This is a genomic window from Paenibacillus sp. LjRoot56, assembly GCF_964253335.1.
Lineage (GTDB): Bacteria > Bacillota > Bacilli > Paenibacillales > NBRC-103111 > Paenibacillus_E > Paenibacillus_E allorhizoplanae.
The window spans coordinates 1,740,107-1,761,202 of the sequence record NZ_CAXURV020000001.1; the positions used below are offsets into that span (position 1 = coordinate 1,740,107).

General features: G+C 46.1%; 12 protein-coding genes. 11 read left to right on the forward strand and 1 reads right to left on the reverse strand.

What is annotated here, in order from left to right; genetic code table 11:
• Window positions 1–25 precede the first annotated feature (25 nt).
• The 7 genes from ACSQ8O_RS07770 (at window position 26) to ACSQ8O_RS07800 (ending at window position 15,787) form a co-directional block, all read left to right on the forward strand.
• A complete protein-coding gene (locus tag ACSQ8O_RS07770; RefSeq protein ID WP_436241100.1) occupies window positions 26–898 on the forward strand; it encodes a carbohydrate ABC transporter permease in 873 nt (290 codons plus the stop codon).
• Window positions 899–920: 22 nt separating this feature from the next.
• The gene (locus ACSQ8O_RS07775; protein ID WP_436241101.1) at window positions 921–2,486 is read left to right on the forward strand and encodes a glycoside hydrolase family 43 protein; all 1,566 of its coding nucleotides are present in this window, start codon (window positions 921–923) and stop codon (window positions 2,484–2,486) included.
• 72 nt (window positions 2,487–2,558) lie between these two features.
• Window positions 2,559–4,079 (forward strand): extracellular solute-binding protein, encoded by a 1,521-nt coding sequence (locus tag ACSQ8O_RS07780; protein WP_436241102.1) that lies wholly within the window; start codon window positions 2,559–2,561, stop codon window positions 4,077–4,079.
• Between the two features lie 85 nt (window positions 4,080–4,164).
• The gene (locus ACSQ8O_RS07785; protein WP_436241103.1) at window positions 4,165–8,904 is read left to right on the forward strand and encodes a pectinesterase family protein; all 4,740 of its coding nucleotides are present in this window, start codon (window positions 4,165–4,167) and stop codon (window positions 8,902–8,904) included.
• A gap of 25 nt (window positions 8,905–8,929) precedes the next feature.
• The gene (locus ACSQ8O_RS07790) at window positions 8,930–11,509 is read left to right on the forward strand and encodes an Ig-like domain-containing protein (protein ID WP_436241104.1); all 2,580 of its coding nucleotides are present in this window, start codon (window positions 8,930–8,932) and stop codon (window positions 11,507–11,509) included.
• A gap of 50 nt (window positions 11,510–11,559) precedes the next feature.
• Window positions 11,560–13,437 carry an S-layer homology domain-containing protein gene (locus ACSQ8O_RS07795; protein WP_436241105.1) on the forward strand — a complete coding sequence of 626 codons (1,878 nt, stop codon included), beginning with the start codon at window positions 11,560–11,562 and terminating at the stop codon, window positions 13,435–13,437.
• Window positions 13,438–13,600: 163 nt separating this feature from the next.
• Complete coding sequence (locus ACSQ8O_RS07800; RefSeq protein ID WP_436241106.1) at window positions 13,601–15,787, forward strand: glycosyl hydrolase family 28 protein; 2,187 nt, start codon at window positions 13,601–13,603, stop codon at window positions 15,785–15,787.
• Window positions 15,788–15,947: 160 nt separating this feature from the next.
• On the opposite strand, the gene ACSQ8O_RS07805 is transcribed toward ACSQ8O_RS07800, so the two are convergent.
• Window positions 15,948–17,231, reverse strand: coding sequence for an NAD(P)-binding domain-containing protein (locus ACSQ8O_RS07805; RefSeq protein ID WP_436241107.1), 1,284 nt, complete (start codon window positions 17,229–17,231; stop codon window positions 15,948–15,950).
• Between the two features lie 124 nt (window positions 17,232–17,355).
• Between ACSQ8O_RS07805 and ACSQ8O_RS07810 the strand changes: the two genes are divergently transcribed.
• The 4 genes from ACSQ8O_RS07810 to ACSQ8O_RS07825 all read left to right on the forward strand — a co-directional run bounded on the left by ACSQ8O_RS07810 (window position 17,356) and on the right by ACSQ8O_RS07825 (window position 20,583).
• Entirely contained in the window at window positions 17,356–18,711 is a 1,356-nt protein-coding gene (locus ACSQ8O_RS07810) for a glucose-6-phosphate isomerase (protein ID WP_436241108.1), read from the forward strand.
• A gap of 165 nt (window positions 18,712–18,876) precedes the next feature.
• Window positions 18,877–19,518 carry a YigZ family protein gene (locus ACSQ8O_RS07815; RefSeq protein ID WP_056609032.1) on the forward strand — a complete coding sequence of 214 codons (642 nt, stop codon included), beginning with the start codon at window positions 18,877–18,879 and terminating at the stop codon, window positions 19,516–19,518.
• A gap of 58 nt (window positions 19,519–19,576) precedes the next feature.
• Entirely contained in the window at window positions 19,577–20,233 is a 657-nt protein-coding gene (locus tag ACSQ8O_RS07820) for a TetR/AcrR family transcriptional regulator (protein WP_436241109.1), read from the forward strand.
• Window positions 20,234–20,349: 116 nt separating this feature from the next.
• Window positions 20,350–20,583: a DUF1128 domain-containing protein gene (locus ACSQ8O_RS07825; protein ID WP_420794129.1), complete on the forward strand. Its 234-nt coding sequence runs from the start codon at window positions 20,350–20,352 to the stop codon at window positions 20,581–20,583.
• Window positions 20,584–21,096: the final 513 nt, after the last annotated feature.

A 21,096-nucleotide genomic window follows, 5' to 3' on the forward strand; every position in this document is an offset into this window, starting at 1 on the left:
GTTTCAAAAAGAGGAGGACATCGCAATGTCATACGATAAAACCCTAGGCAATCGCCTATTTGATATTTTTAACTACAGCTTCTTATTCATCTTCTCAATTGCTTGTTTCTTACCGTTTCTGTATGTCCTAGCGGTTTCTTTCACCAGTCCGGCGGAGGTAGCGAGAGGGGGAATCATTTTATTTCCCAAGGAATGGTCCCTTGCATCGTACCGTTACATTTTCTCAACAGATACATTGATCAGAAGCTTAATGGTTTCTATTTACATTACGGTTGTAGGCACATTCATTAATCTGCTGTTTACGTCTTTGATGGCCTATCCGCTATCGAAGACACATATCCGGGGCAGACAATTCATACTGCTCGCCGTATTGTTTACGATGCTGTTCAGTGGCGGGTTGATCCCTACCTATTTCGTAGTGAAAGCGCTGGGTTTAACCAATACGCTATGGGCATTGATGATTCCAAGTGCAATTAGTGCTTTCAATCTCATCGTGCTTAAAAACTTCTTTCAACAAATACCGGACGGCTTGGAGGATTCGGCGAAAATCGACGGATGCAGCGATCTGGGTGTTTTATTCCGTATCGTCCTCCCTTTATCGATGCCAGCCATGGCGACATTCGCGCTTTTCTACGCGGTATCCCACTGGAATCAATTTTTCAATGCTGTGATGTATATCAACGATAATAGCAAGTGGCCGATTCAGGTGCTCCTGCGGGAGATTGTTATTTTAGCGCAAAGCCGGATCGGGGATGCAAGTATCGATGATACGGAGATACAGCCGTTAACCATTCGTATGGCCGTTATTGTATTTGCAACCGTTCCGATTCTATTTGTATATCCGTTCTTGCAGAAGCATTTTACGAAGGGTGTACTCTTGGGTTCAGTGAAGGGATAGAGAGAAAAGAAGGGAGAATTGTATGAAAACGTTCCGTAATCCGATACTTGCCGGGTTTTATCCCGATCCTTCCGTCTGCAGGGTGGGGGAGGATTATTACATGGTCACATCGACCTTCGAGTATTTCCCGGGTGTACCAATGTTCCACAGTAAGGACTTAGTTCATTGGCGCCAGATCGGACATGTGCTTGATCGGCCGTCGCAGCTCAATCTGGATGGTATTCCAGCTTCTCGGGGGATCTATGCTCCCACGCTAAGATATCATGAAGGCGTTTTCTATATGATTACAACGTTAGTGGAGAGGAAGCCTGGGGCACGTGAAAATTTCTTCGTTACCGCCACAGACCCTGCCGGGCCATGGTCGGATCCTTATTGGCTGGATGATGCTCCCGGGATTGACCCCTCCTTGTTCTTCGATGATGACGGCAAGGTTTACTATACAGGAAACCGGGTTCCGCCGAGCGGACAGCAGTATCCGAAGCATATGGAGATTTGGCTTCAGGAGCTGGATTTGGAGACGAAGCAGTTGGTCGGTCCGAAGTACAGTCTTTGGGACGGTGCCCTAAAGCAAGCTCATGCACAAGAAGCCTCGCATCTTTACAAAGTGGGTGGGTACTATTATTTGCTGATTGCTGAAGGAGGAACGGGCTTTACGCATGCAGTCACCATTGCGCGGAGTGAATCGCTTACCGGATCTTACGAGGGATGCAAGCGCAACCCGATCTTGACGCATCGGCATCTTGGCAAACAGCACGGTATTGCCAATGTTGGCCATGCGGATCTTGTTCAAACGCAGACCGGGGAGTGGTGGATGGTATGTTTGGCTTCCCGGCCGTATGGGGGGCATTACCGAAATATGGGGCGTGAGACATTCCTCGTTTCCATGGATTGGGAGGACGATTGGCCATTAGTGAATCCGGGCAAAGGAATCATTGAATGTGAGATGCCAAAGCCGAATTTGACCGAAGCAAGGTGGCCTGCTTTACCTGCTTGCGATCATTTTGATGCTCCGGCATTGGAGCTCCGATGGAATTTCATCAGGACTCCGCGAGGAGAGTTTTGGAGCTTAAGTGAGCGTCCAGGTTTTCTCAGGCTGAGGCTTAAACCAGAATCGATTTCCGAGGTCTCCAATCCAAGCTTTGTGGGCCGTCGGCAGCAGGATATTTCCTATGCCGTACGGACAAAGCTAGCATTCACGCCAAATGCCATAAAGGAATCGGCGGGTTTGGTGCTGCTGCAAAACCAAGATTATCAATACCGCCTGGAATGCGGATTGAATGCTGACTCTCAGCAGGAAGTGCGATTAGTAAGCAGGGTCGCTGGCGAGGAAAAGGTCCTCTGTAGTCAAAACATAATTGCGAACAATATTTATTTAAGAGTGGAAGCGACAGGACAGTCCCTTCGTTTCGATTATGGGGTGGAGGCTGAGCAGTGGCAGCCTTTGGCGAGTGAGATAGACGGTACCATTCTCAGCACAGATACGGCGGGGGGCTTTACCGGAGCTTACATCGGTCTCTTCGCTAGCAGCAACGGTGAAACCAGCGGAAATCATGCGGATTTCGATTATTTCGAATACATCGGTTTATAACTTATTTTTCTTAGGATGACTAGGAGGATAGGTATTAAATAATAACAATCCAAACAATGAAGGGGTAGAACAATGAGGAAAAAACATGTAGCACTTATGTTAGGTACAGTAATGTTGACTACTTCGGTGCTTGCGGCATGCGGTGAGACTAAGCCGGATGAAGGAAAGAAAGAATCCACTAAGGTAGAAGATACCAAACCGTTTCCAATTAAGCTCGTGATTAACCAGGTAGGCGAAATTCCTCCGAAGGACAATGAGATTGAGAAGCAAATTAAGGCTTATACGAACACGGATCTGGAGATTCAATGGCTCCCAACATCGACTTATGATGAAAAAGTCAATGTGATGGTGGCGGCGAGCGAGCTTCCGACCGTAATCAAATTGGGGTATAACGCTACGTCTATCGGTCAGATGAAATCCGACTTATTTTGGGAGATCGGTCCTTATTTGAAGGATTACAAAAATCTTGCGGCTCAAAATCAGGTGTACTACGATAATTTATCCGTTGAAGGCAAGCTTTACGGGGTTCCTCTTTTTCGCGATTTAGGACGTGCTATTATTCACTATCGTAAGGATTGGTTTGATGCGATGGGTCTTAAGCCGCCAAAGACGCTTGACGATTGGTACAATATTGCCAAAGTATTGACCCTGAACGACCCGGATAAGAACGGGAAGAACGACACGTATGGATTGCTTCTGGAGAAAAAATACAACCAAGACGTGAGCTCTACACTTACGCGGATTGCCGTATCGCAAGGTGCTCCGAACAAATGGAAGGTTGAAAGCAACGGCAATTTTACGCCGGAATTTACAACCGAGCCGTTCCTCCAAACGATGAAGCTGTTTAAGCGTCTCTTTGAAGAGAAACTGATTAATCAGGATTTTGCGGCAGTGGACGGCACAGAAACGGCTAAGATCTACGAATCGGGGCGCGGAGGCATTCAGCTCTCAGGCGGAAATGCGCAGTCACTTCAAGACAAGGTCGTTAAGGTCGTCCCGACCGCTATTATGGATGCAGCACCGGTTGAAGGTCCTACCGGCAGAAGGCTGCCTGGCGAGCCGGGTAACGCAGGGTTATGGGCGATCCCGAAAGCAACAGTAAAGACGGAAGCGGAGATGAAGAAGGTACTTGCCTTTATTGATAAACTCATGGATCCGAAGATGGCAACGCTTCTAGTGAAAGGTGTGGAAGGTACGCACTGGGCGGATAAAGGCGAATTTACAGAGGTTCTTAACCGTGATGCCGACGCGAAGGAAGTAAAGCCTTATCGCGATACGTTCCCTAATCGCAACGAAAACTATAACATCGCCAAAAAGGCGAAACAGCCGGACCTGTTCCGTAAGAATTCGCAAATTGGGGCAGAGAACGAGCAATATATTGTGCCTAACCCAGCACATAATCTTCTTTCGAGCACGTATTCCGAACGGGGCAAGGAGCTAGAGCAGATGATTACCGATGCGGAAACGAAGTTTATTATGGGTAAGATCGACGAAGCGGGCTGGCAGGCAGAGGTAGAGAAATGGAAAAAGGCCGGCGGCGAGAAGTTGATGCAGGAGTATAAGGAAGCTTACGAGAAAAGCAAGAAAAAGTAATCCGTAAAGATAGGAATGTTCCTTGAACCTTGAATAGGGTATTAGGGACATTCCTGATCTTATTCATCGACAAGGAGAGAATGAAATGTACATACGAATACAAAGCATTATAAGTAAAATAATTGTACTCATCATGCTGACAACTACGATTCTTGGCGTCGGCAGTGTCAATGTAATGGCTGGCGATACAACTAACAGCAGAAGCATTGACGTTTGGGATTTCGGCGGAGTTCAGGCTTCAGGCGAGGGATATACGAATCATATTTCAGTGGATACGCTTAACGGATTGACTGAATATATTTCATCAGGATGGTTTTCCAAAAATACTCCTTTCGGCGATCTAACCGTAGTGACACCAGGCAATCATCACAGACTTTACTATTTTCAAGCTGATGGGGTTACGAAAGGCACATTATCGTACGGCAACCCCACAAAAAAGACCTTTAGTGATGGATATGCTTCAACAGGTTCTATTTACTCTGCCGGTAATGGGGATGCTTCAAGCAAGTATATCAAGATGGATAATGTTATCGCCGGAGATATTATTACATTTTATGGATTCGTCACGAATGGTTCTGGCACGACAAATGTTAATTTTGATTTGACCAGCGCGACGGGTACAACAACGAGAAAAAGTACAGACAAGGTGGACCAGAATGGTACTAAGGTTACGTATTTAGCTCGAGATTCCGGAACCTTAAACATGTACTTTACAGATTCTACAGCCAGTATAAAACCGAATATCGCCAGAATCGCCAGAACTCCAGGCGTTAAAGCAAGCGGGATGTTAAACCTGAATGGGTATGCGCTTACAGGACATTCGCTCGTTTTCCAGAATTCGACAACTGGAGATATACTCAAAGCAACACTTAACGGTGACGGTACATACGATACCATCCTTAATGCCGGATATACGTATACCGCAGTTCTTCAAGGCGCCAGCTCGGATTATTCGATTTCCGACGCAACGAAGACCATAACGACAGCAGCTTCAGATATTTCGAATGGAATCAGTAATAAAACCTTGGAGGTTACAAAGACCTCTATGGCGACAGTAAGTGGAACCATTACTGGATTTGATGGCGGTTACATTTTAAATAATTTCAAAGTCACGCTTAACCCGCCAGCGGGAAGCCTTGCTCCGGTTGTTGAGGCTATGGTGAATAAGACGGACATGACATACACTGTGGACGTTAGAATGGACGTGGCATACACCGTGGCGCTTTCTGGTGTAAACGATTACGAGCTTACAGGCGGAGGCAGCGTAAATATCAGCACGAACACAACGCAGCATATTACAGTTGCCCCCAAAGCGGCTTATACGGCAACTGGTACGTTTGTGGGATTACCGTCTACCGTAACTGTTTCAAGCATTGCATTTACGAACGTGAATGACAGTTATAGTTATACCGGTACGGTTACCGGCGCGGGAACCGGAGCTGATGGAGGATATGCAGTCAACCTCCGAGACGGTGCCTATGCCATCACGGCAGTTAGCTCGGACACCGCGTATGCAACGATAGGACATGTAGTTGTGAGCGGAAGCAACACGAATAAAGATGTGAAATTCTCAACCACAACCGTTCCTTCCGCACTCCCATGGGCTGCTGATTTATATGTAGGCGACAGTAACAAACCAAATAATTTCGCAACCGTGAAGGAAGCGCTTGCTGTTGCCGCCAGAATGAAGCCAACCAGTGAAGAACAACGGATTACTATCCATATTGCGCCAGGCATTTACCGGGAACAATTGAAGGTAACCACCCCGTATATCAGCTTTGTAAACTCGGATCCGACGAAGGAAGTAAAGATCACTTGGTACTATGGTGTCGGCTATGATTATTACAGTGCCGGTCCGGATGGTCTCTACAACGAGGATCGCGCATTTGACAAGTATGCCAAGGGTTTCCCGGGTAATACCAGATGGGGGGCAACTGTTCTTCTGACCAACACTGCTACTGGGTTTAGAGCGGAAAGCATTGTGTTTGAAAATTCATTCAACAAGTACATGACCCAAGAAGAGCTGGATGATGGCGTCGAAGTCACGAAGACGAGTACTCCATCCAATCTTACCGTAAGGACAGCCAGCCTTGACGTTACTTCAAAAGCTGCTACGGAAAGAGCTGCGGCCATTGCTGTTGAGGCTGATAATGTAGAATTCTACAAATCTAGCTTTATTTCAAGTCAGGATACGTTATTTACTGGTAACACGAATCAATACTATAAAGATTGTTTTATCGAGGGGAATACAGACTATATTTTTGGCGATGGAAATGTGGTATTCGACAATTGCATTTTGAATTTCGCGGGGTATAGCGAGCAGGCCTCAGGGGGTTATATTACAGCAACGAAACCTTCTGCAGCAAGCAATCCGCAATTTTTCGGATATCTATTCATCGATAGTACAATAACGGGGACTAGCAGCAAGCTTCAATCCCCTGGTCATTTTGGAAGACCTTGGGGACAAGAGGCGACGGTTAAATTTTTGGACACGAAGCTTCAAACCAGCACGATAATTTCTCCTCAAGGCTGGGCGCCGATGAGCAGCTCTGTTCCTGAAAATGCAAGTTTTTACGAATATAATACCACCTATAACGGTGTTCCGGTGGATACATCGTCAAGAAGAGGGATGGTACTAACTGGGGAGACAGCTGTTACAAATGTGACGAATTATTTTGGAAGCGATTGGACGCCAAAGTATTACACACCTGGCACGGTGACTGCACCTGTTGATTTGCAAGCAAGCTCGATCACTTCAAACCAGGCAGATCTTAGCTGGCAACAATCAACAAGCACCAAGGGCTCGGTCATATATGCCGTATACAAGGATGGGCAGAAGCTTGGCACGACAACAGAGGCTAATTACAGCGCTCAAGGACTGGCCCCGTCCACGAATTACGTCTTTAAGGTGACGGCAACAAGCACAGCTGGAACAACTTCAGCGAGTAATGATTTACAAGTAACTACAGAGGCAGGGTCCTCTGGGGTAATCGCTGCACCGGCGATCACTGCGAATCCAGAGAATGGAAAGGCAACTATCACATGGGATACGGTGACAGGTGCCACACACTACACGGTGAAAGGCAAGCTAGAGAGCAATACGGTGTATGACATGGTATACAAGGTGAACAGCCCAAGCGTAACCTCCTACACGTACTCAGGCTTGAACAACGGGACAGTCTATCAATTTATCGTGACAGCAAGCAATGCTGATGGTGAGAGTGCTGCTTCCAATGTAGTAACCGTAACTCCTGTGAACCCGGAAACTCCTGGACAAAATGCAAAAATGAAGCCGGAAGATTTCATTGGAGCGGATGTTGGAAGTCCGGCAAAAACTGGTTCTTCAAGCTTTGATGATGATACCAATACATTCACCCTCACGGGGGCGGGAACAGGGATTAGTAAAAACGCACCCGGACCGGACCAGTTCTACGTAAAGGCCGTCAAGATGAAGGGCGATTATACAATCAGCGCAAAGGTTATTTATCCAGATTATACGTCTAACATTAAAGGACATATGGGCTTAACTGTCAGGGAGAGCTTGGATAACAACAGCTATCATTTTACACAATTTGCGCAATACCCCGGCACTGCAAACGGGAGAAAAATGTACAGATACAAAGATACTTCGAATGGTTCCAATAATGCTATCCTGCTGAAAGGTACGGCATATATAAAATTAACCAAAATTGGCGATAAAATAACTTCGATTATCAGTTCTTCACCAATCCCTGACAATCCGATAGTATCGGATATTCTGGCTGTCAATACTACTACTGCTACAAATTTGGGATTGGATGCAAATGGAAACCCGAAAGAGCTGTATGTAGGTATGATGGTTACTTCAGCGGATGCATCTAAGACCGTTACAGCAAACTTTGAAGATGTAAAAATTGTTATGGAGGACGGTACAGTCGTTTTTGATGCCAATGAAGGGAAACCGATTGCACCCAAAAATGTTGTCTCTAAGTCCTATGATAAGAGTGTAAGTATCACCTGGGATGCTCTTTCCACAGCGACATCCTATACGGTAAAACAGAGCGCAAGCAAGGAAGGCCCATTCACAGAAGTGAAAACCGTTACTGGTTCTGTGTATCAAGCTCAGATAGATGGTCTGGAAAACGACAAGACCTACTATTTCGTCGTAACGGCAAGCAACGCTAGCGGGGAAGGTGTTCCTTCTAAAATTGTAAGTGTTATTCCTTCGGCCTACGCTTCGGTACCGCCGGTCATTACAATGACTTCGGCAGATCCGGCTAGCCAAGTCTTCAGCGCCTTATTGCCTGTTAGCGGAACAGTAGATAAACAGAGCACATTAACCATCACCAATAATGGTATTCCTGTAAAACTGGACGGAACGAATACAACCCTCACCTTAAGCAAGAACGGAGCCTTCCGTACATCACTCATCTTGATGCCGGGCGTGAATAACATCGAAATCAAAGTTGTGGATACGTACGGTTTAGAGGCGACAAAGAAATATAACGTTACTTATACGTATAAAGCAGCGAATATTAACTTCTATGATTCGATCGGCAACGTGGTTTCCACATTAGCGGCAGGCAAGGATGTCGTAGTCAAAGCTCAGGTAGAAAACTACATCGCTGCAACGAAGGATGCTGTTATGGTTGCAGGTCTCTACGACGAGCATAACAACCTGATTAAATTTATCTACACCTCGGAGACGTTATCGAACGGAGAAACAGAAGTATTTTACGCTAAACTTACACTGCCGGATGATGTTAGCGGATATACGTTAAGAGCTTACATTTGGGATAGCATGACCAATATGCAGCCTATATCCGATGTCATCGCGCTGAAGTAAGGCTAAATTAGGAGGATTCATTACCATGAGAAAGAAAATTATATCGGCTGTGGCGAGTGTGCTATTAACTTCATCAGTAGTTTCTGCTGTTCCGGTTCATGCTGAAGGGGCGCCGTCAACCATCCCGGCGTTTCCAGGTGCCGAAGGCGGAGGCATGTATGCCAGCGGCGGTCGTGGCCATGATGTTTATGAAGTGACTAATCTGAATGACTCTGGTCCGGGATCATTAAGAGATGCCATCAGTGCAGACAACAGAATGGTTGTATTTCGTGTCTCGGGAACGATTAATCTAGCAAGCTCATTAAGTTTTTCAAATAGAAACAACATCACCGTTGCCGGTCAAACCGCGCCGGGAGACGGCATAACGATCGCTGGTTTTAATACGGATATAAGCCAAGCCAATAACATCATCATTCGATACCTGCGGTTTAGACCGGGTTCGGCGAATATTGATAAAGAACCGGATTCTCTTGGAGGCAGAGGAAGCAAATATTTGATGGTTGATCATGTATCTGCCAGCTGGTCCACAGACGAAACGCTGTCCTTTTATGAAAACGACTATACGACGATCCAATGGAGCTTGATTAGTGAAAGCTTGACCTTATCCGGCCACATAAAAGGCAAGCATGGCTATGGCGGAATTTGGGGAGGAAATGCAACAACCTTCCATCATAATCTGTTTTCCACTCATACTAGCCGGATGCCGAGGTTTGGAAACGGTACGACGCCGGGAATTATCACTCAGGCGAACAATGTCATCTACAATTGGGGCTTTAACAACACTTATGGCGGAACAGCCGGACTTAAATCCAATGTAGTGAATAACTACTATAAGCCCGGCCCGTCAACGTTCAACTCTGTGAAAGGCAGGCTTGTTAATCCCGGCGATGGAGACTTTTATGTAAACGGTAATTTCATGTTCGGAAATCCTGCGACAAGCGCAGACAACAGCAAAGGTATTCAAGACAAAAGCGCAAACACTACGATTTCCAACACTCCTTTTAAAGACTATGGCTATAATTTGTTGAATTTGGAAGACCCTCAGGCGGCCTATACAAAAATTTTAAGTCAGGCTGGCGCCATTCTGCCTAGAAGAGATGCGGTAGATGCCCGAGTTGTCCAAGATGTAAGGAACAGCACAGGAAGAATTATCAACAGAGAGTATGAAGTAGGCGGTTACCCGGAATTAAAGACAGGCATCGTTCCCGATGATACGGATCATGACGGGATGCCGGATGTTTGGGAAGATGCAAATGGATGGAATAAAAATGATGCGGGTGATGGAAAAGGAATCACGGCCAGCGGCTACAGCAATTTGGAAGTGTATTTAAACGCTTTAGTAGACCCGTTGTATGCACCGGATAATCCGGTGGTGAAGGTAACAACCCCAACCTATAATTCTCTGTTTGCTGAAGGCGGTGTAATGAAAATTGATGTAGACGCCACAGATAAAGACGGAATTGAAAAGGTAGAATTTTATAAGGCTGCCGACAAGGTTGGAGAAGACTCAGAAGCTCCTTATAGCTTTACGCTTGATCATGTGGAGGCAGGTACTTATTTCATCTCAGCTAGAGCGTACGATAAACAGGGGAATGCGACGCAATCCACCTCTATGCCGGTACATGTAAATGGTCCGGAGGCAGGGGCACCATGGACTTCCGTCGATATTGGAAGTACGTCAGTAAAAGGTAGCGGAAACTTGGACAGCTCCGGTACGTTGACTGTAAAAGGAGCAGGGAAAATTACAGGAACGTCGGACAGCTTCCACTATGTATATCAACCTATCAGCGGCAATGCATCATTAACAGCAAGATTGGATTCGATTGCTCTCTTGGACAATAATACAATTTCAGGATTAATGATCCGGGACAGCTTGGAACCTGATGCAGCCGAGGCGATCATCGGTACATCCATCGTGAAAGCTGACCGGGATGAGAATGGAAACACCAAAGATGACACTTACTATGCAACGTATTTTTCATCGAGAATGGATAAGGGCCGAGTGGTTCAAGCATTAGATGAAGCCCCTTATCCGCAAGATTATTTGCCGGCTTTAACCGATCATACCATGCCGATTTGGCTGAAAATAGAGAGAGTAGACAATACGATTGTTGCCTATACCTCGAATGACGGCAATGCATGGAAGGAGATTGAAAAGAAGGCCTTTACGATGGGGAAAGAAGCCTATATCGGATTTGCTGTCGATGCATCCCAGCCGCAAATATCCGATGTTTATTACAACACGGCAAAGTTCTCCAATATTGAGTTCGCAAATTCGTTTACCCTCGAAGAGGTAAAGATTACTGATATTTTTGGTAATCCATTACCAGGTATTGCGCCTGGATTGAGTGCGGTGGCTGCAGTTACGGTCAATAAAAATTCGACTGCCATTGCAAATGCTGTCATCGCCATTCAAATTTGTGACGCTAACGATGTTGTATTGGGCACTTCCTATGTAGAGTCCGAGTTTAATGTCGGCCAAACCAAGACGGTAAAAGCCGGGTTCAGTATTCCGGCGAATTTGGAGGGACTCAAAATTAAAGCTTTCGTTGTCAATAACATCGCTGATGGAACGAAAATATCGAATGAACTTTCTGCGCATTAATCTGACCGATACATGGAGCTTGATATGGAATCTAAGTTAGGAGCGAAGGTATGAATAAGTATAGTTTACGAAGTATACGGATGTTTGCAGCATTGTTAGTATTGGTTGCGATGATCATCAATGCAAACTCTGCAAAAGTATTCGCAGCTTTAACTTTAACCGTTAGTCAGTCTGTAGAAAATAATAGAGCTACATTTAAAGTAAGCGATGCTTCGGCAATAAGTAAATCCGTATCCATATTAGTTATGCAAAAGCTGACAAATTCTGTGGTGTATATGGATCAGGCGGTACTTAACAACGGGGAGTTTACGTTTATTACCTTATTGCCCAAGGGAGAATATACTGGATTTGTGAGCTCCTCTGGCAGTGATAAGGCGATTCTTCAGGATTTCAGCGTCGAGAACGAAGAGAAAATTGTGAGACTCAAACAATTGAAATCTATTACTGTTGCAAAAGGTGCAAATGTCGTATTGCCAAGCTCAGTCATTGCTGTTTTTGATGATGGAGCCAATAGAGAAGTCGGTGTTCAATGGGCGGACATACCGAACACCGATACATCTGGTCAATTCACAATCACTGGTAAAGTCAATGGGAGCAGCGAAACAGTGAGTCTGGTAGTAAACGTCGGTGGCGTAACACCAACGCCAACACCAACGCCAACACCAACGCCAACGCCAACGCCAACACCAACACCAACACCAACACCAGCACCAACACCAACACCAACGCCAACGCCAACGCCAGCACCGGTGAACGGTTCTGATATAACTGTAGCTCCAAAGCTTGACAGTTCAACAGCTACAGCAAAAGCAGAAGTCACAGCAGCAACTATCAACACTGCATTTGCTAATGCAGTAGCCGATAGTAAGGGTGTTAAAACAGTAGAAATTACCCTTAATGAAGTTAACGGTGCCAAAGCTTATGAGCCGACAATACCGGCAAGTGTGCTGGTGCAGGGGGATAAAAAGCAGGTTATCGTAGTAAATACCCCGGTAGGAAGCATTGAAATGCCCGGTAATATGGTCAAATCATCTTTGGCAGCAGATAGCTCAACCATTTCCGTTCACCTTGAACGGGTTGACAAATCCACGATCCCTGACTCGAAGTTGAGAGAAGCTATTGGGGACAGACCGATCGTAGAATTAAATCTGAAAGTGGACGGTAAGCTGATAAGCTGGGAAAATAAAGAAGCGCCTGTTAAAGTAACCATCAAGTATACACCCAAACCCGAGGAACTAAAAAATAACGATCATATTGTGATTTGGTATGTCGATGGGGCAGGGAAAGCAGTCAAAGTACCGAATGCAAAATACAATGCTGCTACACAAACGGTAACTTTTTCTACAACTCACTTTAGTAAATATGCCGTATCCTATGAATATAAAACCTTTGACGATGCGGGTGTATACCCTTGGGCGCAGGTTTCAATTGATGTATTGGCTTCCAAAGGAATCATCAACGGTGTTTCAGAATCTACGTTCTCTCCTTCGGAGAAGATCACAAGGGCAGACTTCCTGGTTCTTTTGGTGAAAACCTTGGGAATTACTGCGGACTTTAGTGACAACTTCAGTGATGTCAAACAATCCGACTACTACTACGAGGCATTGGGGATTACGAAAAAGCTGGGTATCACGAATGGAGCGGGCAATAACATCTTCAATCCCAAGGAGTATATCACTCGTCAGGATTTGATGGTTCTCAGCGCAAGAACACTAAAGATTGCTGAAGTGATAACAGATCAGGGCAGAACAGAGGATATACAGAAGTTCAGTGATAAATCAGCTGTAGCTTCATATGCAGTGGAAGGCATCGCTGCCATGGTGAAGGAAGGCATTGTTACCGGTAATGGAGATTTACTCAACCCACAAGTCAATGCTACCAGAGCCGAAACCGCCGTCATCATGTACAGAATCTTTAATAAGCTGTAAGGAATAGGTCATGGGGGAAATACTATCAAAGCGAAGCCGCGCAGGATAGTATTTCCCCCTTTGATTTACTAGGCTTATTTTGTGCAAGGTTGTAGATAGAATCGTATCGCAAATCGGCTCCACAGCGGGCCGTTCACTGAATCTTATAAACAAGGAGCGTACCATGATGAAACCGATTCGCTTATTTATTGCAGGAGATTCCACCGCAGCCTCTTATCCGCAGGAACGGTCGCCGATGGCGGGTTGGGGACAGATGATCGGACGTTACTTCAACGATTCCGTCGTTGTTGTCAATGAAGCCCGTAATGGACGAAGTTCCAAAAGCTTTATCAACGAAGGACATTTGAAGCGAATCACGGATGCGATGCGTGTTGGCGACTATCTGCTCATACAGTTCGGGCATAACGATCAGAAGCCGGAGCCGGAGCGCCGGACGGAGCCTTTTGAGACCTATCAAAAGACCTTGCAAACGTATATTAATGCTGCTAGGTCCGTGGGGGCTACCCCGGTTCTTCTTACACCCGTACAGCGGCGTGAATTCGACGAAAAGGGGGCTTACGTTCAATCTCATGGTGATTACCCGGAGGCCGTTCGGCAGTTGGCCCAGCGGGAAGGTGTCACCTGCATCGATTTATGCACATTAAGCGAGGAGAAACTCATTTCGCTCGGTCCTGACGGATCCAAATCGCTATTCGTCTGGCTACGTTCTGGTGAGCATCTGAACTACCCCAACGGCTGCGAGGACAATACGCACTTTAACGAACGCGGGGCGTGTGAAATGGCGCTACTTGTGCGTGAAGGGCTTATCCGCACCGGCCTGCCGATCAGCACTTATTTTACACAGGAGAACGGTATCCCGCATTGGGTCATGCCGGAAGTGCTGCAGCCGGACATTCCGGATCGAACGTTCCGGTTGACCGATTTCGGAGCGATAGGTGACGGACTGACGAACAATACCGACGCTTTCCACCGAGCGATCCAAGCATGTGCGGAAGTAGGAGGCGGAAAGCTGATCATTCCAGCCGGACTTTGGCTGACAGGGCCGCTGAAGCTGGTGAGCCGACTGGAGCTTCATGCCGAGGAAGGTGCAGTTGTTCGATTCAGTCAAACGTTCGCCGACTATCCGCTCATTCTGTCTAATTATGAAGGTCTGGGCGCTGTTCGCTGCCAATCTCCGTTGGATGCGGAAGGACAAGAACATATTGCCGTAACAGGGAAAGGTGTGTTTGACGGTGGGGGCGAAGCGTGGAGGCCAGTAAAGAAGTGGAAAATAGCGGGGCTTCAATGGGAACAGCTGCTCCAGAGCGGAGGTGTTACGAATGAAGCTGGCGATATGTGGTGGCCGTCGGAGGCCGCCATGCAAGGGGCCGTATGGGTCGATCAGCTTAGTCGGGAAGGTGTTACGGATGTGGGAGCTTATATACCAGCTCGAGATTATTTGCGGCCGAACCTGCTGAGTTTTAGGAGGTGCCGACATATCCTGCTGGACGGACCGACATTTCAAAATTCAGCATCGTGGTGCTTACATCCGTGGGCTTCCGAGCATGTGACGATTCGAAACGTAACTGTACGTAATCCGTGGTATAGCCAGAACGGTGACGGCCTTGATCTGGAATCGTGCCGGTATGCGGTTGTGGAGCATTGTACGTTTGACGTTGGTGATGACGCAATTTGCCTGAAATCCGGTAAAGACGAAACGGGTCGTAAACTAGGTCTTCCATGCGAGTACGTCTCAATCAGGAACTGTGTTGTCTACCATGGACACGGCGGGTTTACGATCGGAAGCGAAATGTCAGGAGGTGTGAGATATGTATCCTTGTCAGACTGCACATTTATCGGAACCGATATCGGCCTTCGCTTCAAAAGTGCTCGCGGGCGGAGCGGCATTGTGGAGCATATTTCCATTCATCGAATTCGGATGATTGACATAGTTAGGGAAGCGATTTCCTTCAATTTCTTCTACGAAGGAAAGGAAGGCTCAGGTACTGCTCAAGATGAGATCGAGCCGGTGAACGAGGGGACGCCGATTTTTCGCAGTATCGAAATCAACGATGTTGTTTGCACGGGTGCGCAGACGGTACTGCTTATCAACGGCCTTCCGGAAATGCCACTGGAACAGCTGTACGTTCATAAGGTTACGGCTGCTGCTGACCGGGGGTGCGTCTGTCATCATACGAAGCAGCTTGTATTAGAGCAGATGGACTTACATGTCAAAGACGGTTCACTCATTACTTTGCATCAATGCGAACAGGTGGAGCTGATCCGTCTACAGGAAGCTGGGGCTGTGGCTGACAAGCGAAACGTGCACATTACGGGAGTTCGTTCTGCTACAGCCGATGCTATTCCTTAAAAAATTTTAAACCCCAGAAGGGGATTCGCCGGCCAATAATGAAAATGATACCTACACCAGACAAAGTGGTCCAAGAATTCAAAGACTCTTATACAAAATCGGAAAGAAATAACGATTGCAAAAGAGAGCTGTCCAAAGGACAGCTCTCTTCATGGATGTTCTATACCGCACTAGCAATATGATCCTCAATATACTGCTCCAACTTAATCCGCACATACGGCGGTAAGCCTGACAGCATACAACCATAGCGGAAGCTGCTTCCTTCGGTCACGATACGAATGACGCGACCCGTGATCGGAGGTAATCCAGCTTCCTGAGGGAAGTGGATGACGACGAACATATCCGGCGCAAGCAGCACATTGGTTGTGATCTGAAGCCCGCTTTCGGATAAATCGAAAAGGGTTCCGTCAATATTTTGACCGGAGAAAGAACCTTCTTGCTCCCATTGGTAAATGGACAGCTTCAAGTTAATATCCAGCTGCACCCGTGTATTCTTACGACGTTCGCGACCAGACAGAGGCGAAGCCGGTTTCGACACTTCCGCAACAGGCTCACTAGGCTTAACAACCTCTTGTCCCATCCATTCCTCGTAGCACTTAATGACAGCGCTAAGATCTTCTTCGCCTAAGCCTTTGCTTAGTCCGATCTGGAACAGATTGGTGGCGGACTGCAGCATTGGCGTTGGTAATTGAAACTTACCCGTTATTTCTTGCGCGAGCAGCAAGTCTTTCAGCATCAGCTTCAAGGAGAATTGATTGCTGAAATCGCGATCGAGAATTTTATCGCCTTTGAGCTCGACTTGCTTACTATTGGCTCCGCCAGAGCGGACGATTTCTAAGAATTGGCTAGGGTGAATCCCAGCTTTCGTTGCAATAGACAGGCCTTCGGCAAGTCCTGCAAGATTAATCCCGACCATCGTATTGTGAGCGAGCTTGGCATAGGAACCAGAACCGCTCGGCCCTAGGTAAAGAGCTTTGCTGCCAAGTACGTGGAACAATTCTTGCTGCTCCTCGAATACTTCTCGGCTGCCGCCAACCATGAACGTAAGCGTACCTGCTTCAGCAGCGGGCTTCGTACCTGTAACAGGCGCGTCGAGGAAGTCGACGAAATGCGCTGCGAGCTCTTCCGCGAGCTTTTGACTTGTTTGGGGAGATACGGTACTGGTGTCAATAATCGTGAGTGCAGGGTGTATACCGCTCAGAATACCTTGCTCACTGTAAAATGTTTCGAGAAGCGCAGCATCATTGCTGAGCATCGTAAATAGAACATCTGAGCTGCGAGCGACTTCCGCAGGTGTGAGGCCAACCTCAGCCCCCATTTGCCCAAGCTCGTCCGCTTTTCCAGCAGTACGATTATACACAGTTACCATAAACCCTTTTTGAATAAGGTTAGCAGCCATGGGCCTACCCATTGTGCCAAGTCCAATAAAGCCGATACGTTTCATGTCCTCACCTCTGACTTCATTTTAGCATGGGAATTAATACCTGTGAATTCCTTTCTCGCTTGCTTTTAGACAAGCAAATAAGTATGCTAGGAAAAGGTAAAAAATAGAGATGGAGGCGAACCTATTGAGTAAAAAACTACAATTTGATTACAGCAAGGCATTATCCTTTTTATCCCAGCATGAGGTCGATTACTTGTCGGCTCAAGTGGAGCTAGCCCATGACCAACTGCATAACAAAACAGGAGCAGGCTCTGATTATTTAGGGTGGGTAGATCTTCCTGAGAACTACAATCGTGAAGAGTTTGCCCGCATTCAAGCATCTGCGAAACAAATTCAATCGGATTCCGACGTGCTTGTCGTGATCGGTATTGGTGGCTCCTATCTAGGTGCACGTGCTGCACTAGAAATGTTGTCTCATTCTTTTTATAACATTTTGCCAAAAGATAAGCGTAAAACACCTGAAATTTATTTCGTAGGAAATAACATTTCCTCCACATATGTAACACATTTGCTTCAATTACTTGAAGGCAAAGATTTCTCCGTGAACGTGATTTCCAAATCCGGTACGACAACTGAGCCAGCGATTGCTTTCCGTATTTTCCGCGAACTATTGGAGAAGAAGTACGGTAAGGAAGCCGCTCGCAAACGGATCTACGCAACAACGGATCAAGAGAAAGGCGCTCTCAAAACTTTGGCAACAGCAGAAGGCTACGAAACTTTCGTTATTCCGGATGATGTTGGTGGACGTTATTCCGTGCTAACAGCGGTTGGCTTACTGCCAATTGCGACTGCGGGCATTGACGTTGAAGCGATCATGAAAGGTGCGGCAGATGCGCAACTAGAGTTCTCCAATCCGAAGCTGAGCGAGAACCAAGCTTACCAATACGCAGCTGTTCGTAACTCCTTGTATCGTAAAGGGAAAACGATCGAAATCCTCGTCAATTATGAGCCATCCTTGCACTTCGTTTCGGAGTGGTGGAAGCAATTGTTCGGTGAGAGCGAAGGGAAGGACTACAAAGGGATTTATCCTGCTTCCGTAGACTTCTCGACGGATCTTCACTCCATGGGACAATTCGTTCAAGATGGTAATCGCATTTTGTTCGAAACGGTTATCCAAGTTGACCAAGTGGCTGATCATATCACAATCGGTACAGATGCAGATGATCTGGATGGTCTGAATTTCCTTAGCGGCAAAACGATGGATTTCGTGAACAAGAAGGCATTCCAAGGCACGATGCTTGCGCACACAGACGGTCAAGTACCGAACCTGATCGTAACATTGCCGGATATGACGCCTTACTCTTTCGGATACATGGTCTATTTCTTTGAAAAAGCATGCGGCATCAGCGGTTATTTGATGGGTGTGAATCCGTTCGATCAACCAGGTGTTGAAGCATACAAAAAGAACATGTTTGCTCTCTTAGGCAAGCCTGGCTATGAGAAAGAAAAAGCGGAACTTGAAGCTCGTTTGCAGCAGTAATTAACAACTCACAATAAAAACGATCAATCCTATCGGATAGGTCGTTTTTTTGCACCTTTTTTTCCATTATTTATGTGGTAAATTTTCTTTCTATATTGTCGAAGTCTTATGTTGTGTGTAGAATATAGTGAAACAGTTGTTTCCTTCTACCGAGAAAGGTTGGCTATGCTAGCACATTATCGCACAATCCATTCGTATGGTTCGTCTGAGATTATCATCAAGAAGTCACGTTTCATCGGTCATGCTAAACCCGTAGAGTCAGAAGAAGAAGCAATCCAGTTTATTGAAGCGATCAAGAAAGAACACAGAGCGGCTACGCATAATTGCAGTGCGTATATCATTGGGGAGCGGGATCAAATCCAGAAGCAATCCGATGATGGAGAACCCAGCGGAACCGCAGGGAAGCCGATTCTGGAAGTGATGAAGCATCAAGGGCTCAAGAATACCGTTGTCGTAGTTACTCGTTATTTTGGTGGCATCATGTTAGGTGCTGGCGGACTTATTCGCGCTTATACGGATGGGGCTGTGGCAGGCATAGAAGCAGGAAAGCCGATTTATAAAGTAAATCATCAGCTCGTGCTGATTGAAGTCGATTATACATGGTATGGCAAGCTGGAAAACGAACTGAGAAATCAAGGGATGCTGCTAGGGGATATTGGGTTTACGGACAAAGTAACCGTTCCTTGTTATCCTTTAGCTGCTGAAGCGGAAGCATTCATGAATTGGGCAACTGATGTTACACAAGGTCAAAGCTTGATCGTCGCGGGTGAGAACGAATACATCGTTCACGAGAGCTTGCCTGAATAGGCAGGCTCCCAGAAGACCCAACAAATTTCATATGAGCTGAGGATGCGGAGGGATAGGAATGGCTAGGAAAGCAGTCGCGCAAGAGCTTAGCAGAGAACGAATTCTTACAGAGGCGCGGGAATTATTCGCTACTTTCGGCTATCGCGCTTTAACGATGCGAAGCATTGCTAAAGCAATGGGGTACAGTCATGGTGCGTTATATTACCATTTTAATGAAAAAGCAGAATTATTTTATGCACTAATTAAAGACGATTTTGCCTTACTGCTGCAGCGTCAGCGGGAAATGATTGTTCGTGAGCATGGGTTTAGCGTGAATTTGCTTCAAAAGTTAATGATGGAATTCGTCTGGTTTGGTTTAAGTAATCCGAATCACTACGAAATGATGTTTATGATTAACGAGCCAGAACTACAGCAGTACTCGCGTACCGAACAAGCGCAGTGCTTGGACATGTTTGCCATTGTGATTCGTGAAGTGATGGCAGATCAGCCAGGAGCTGAGAGCCGGAAGTTTACACTTCCTTGGAATTTGTTCATGTCTTTACATGGCTTTATTTCCTATTGTATTCAGTTTAAGCTATCATACGAGGATGCACGTAAATTGGCTGACGAGCATATTCGCCTTATCTGCGTTAGCCTGGATGTCGATTCAGCTGAATTGCAACGTCCGCTAGTCAAAATGGTTGGGTCGAATGTACTTAAATCTATCGTGATATAGAAGAAATAAGGAAGCGGGACGATCTGTCTTTGCTTCTTTTTTTGCATAAGGAGACAAACTGTATTTTACATTACCCTGTATGTGCTTTAAAATGATGAAAAGACAGCGATGGAAGGATGATTACATTGGATTTGAATATATGGTCGGAAGCAAACGTTGAATTTATGTTTGAAGGTATTACGAGAAAGCTGCGCATGGCAACAGGAGGATCCATTAAAGCCTCCAACGTGAAAGAAGAAAAATACGAGGATTTGAAGGATCTTTATGATATGGTCACGAGCAAGGATCGTTTCAGCATTAGCGAGATTGATGCGATTACAACCGAGCTTGGGAAAATTCGCAAAGCCTAGTAGATAAAAACTCACCCCATAAGCCTGCCGCTGTTTCTGACCTTGTGTTGGAGGAGCGGTTTTTTGTTGGGATTTCGCCCCAAGCCCCAACTTGGAACTACGGGGGGAGCAGTGCGGGGGTTGGATTGATCACTCTCGCTCATCGCTTCTCTTTCTCAAAAATGCAAAAATACAACCTTTATCACTAATTTATGGTTGAAATTGGTAAACGGGTGCAAAAAGGCAACCTTTTTAACGTGTTTAAGGATAATCTCCTGAAATCGCTCCAAATTGATGCCTATTTGCATCAATTTCCAATTACGGTGGGGAAACCTACTCTAAAAGTGCTCTTTTGCATTTTTGACAGGGTTAGAGGACTTGAAGACTTGAGAGTTCTCCTGTCTCGTCCCCCCCCTTGTCGGTCGCCAGTCATCCTTGATTAACTGGATTCTCTACATCTATTTCAAGCCAAATCTCCGATTTTTGGAAAATAACTGGATTTTCTCCCGTAAATATCAGCAAATTTTATCGAAC

Bases quoted from the DNA above. Each gene is read 5' to 3' on its own strand.
- ACSQ8O_RS07815 (WP_056609032.1), top strand. From the start codon at position 18,877: ATGCTAGCACATTATCGCACAATCCATTCGTATGGTTCGTCTGAGATT.
- ACSQ8O_RS07780 (WP_436241102.1), top strand. From the start codon at position 2,559: ATGAGGAAAAAACATGTAGCACTTATGTTAGGTACAGTAATGTTGACT.
- ACSQ8O_RS07790 (WP_436241104.1), top strand. From the start codon at position 8,930: ATGAGAAAGAAAATTATATCGGCTGTGGCGAGTGTGCTATTAACTTCA.
- ACSQ8O_RS07795 (WP_436241105.1), top strand. From the start codon at position 11,560: ATGAATAAGTATAGTTTACGAAGTATACGGATGTTTGCAGCATTGTTA.
- ACSQ8O_RS07825 (WP_420794129.1), top strand. From the start codon at position 20,350: ATGATTACATTGGATTTGAATATATGGTCGGAAGCAAACGTTGAATTT.
- ACSQ8O_RS07775 (WP_436241101.1), top strand. From the start codon at position 921: ATGAAAACGTTCCGTAATCCGATACTTGCCGGGTTTTATCCCGATCCT.
- ACSQ8O_RS07805 (WP_436241107.1), bottom strand. From the start codon at position 17,231: ATGAAACGTATCGGCTTTATTGGACTTGGCACAATGGGTAGGCCCATG.
- ACSQ8O_RS07820 (WP_436241109.1), top strand. From the start codon at position 19,577: ATGGCTAGGAAAGCAGTCGCGCAAGAGCTTAGCAGAGAACGAATTCTT.
- ACSQ8O_RS07785 (WP_436241103.1), top strand. From the start codon at position 4,165: ATGTACATACGAATACAAAGCATTATAAGTAAAATAATTGTACTCATC.
- ACSQ8O_RS07770 (WP_436241100.1), top strand. From the start codon at position 26: ATGTCATACGATAAAACCCTAGGCAATCGCCTATTTGATATTTTTAAC.
- ACSQ8O_RS07800 (WP_436241106.1), top strand. From the start codon at position 13,601: ATGATGAAACCGATTCGCTTATTTATTGCAGGAGATTCCACCGCAGCC.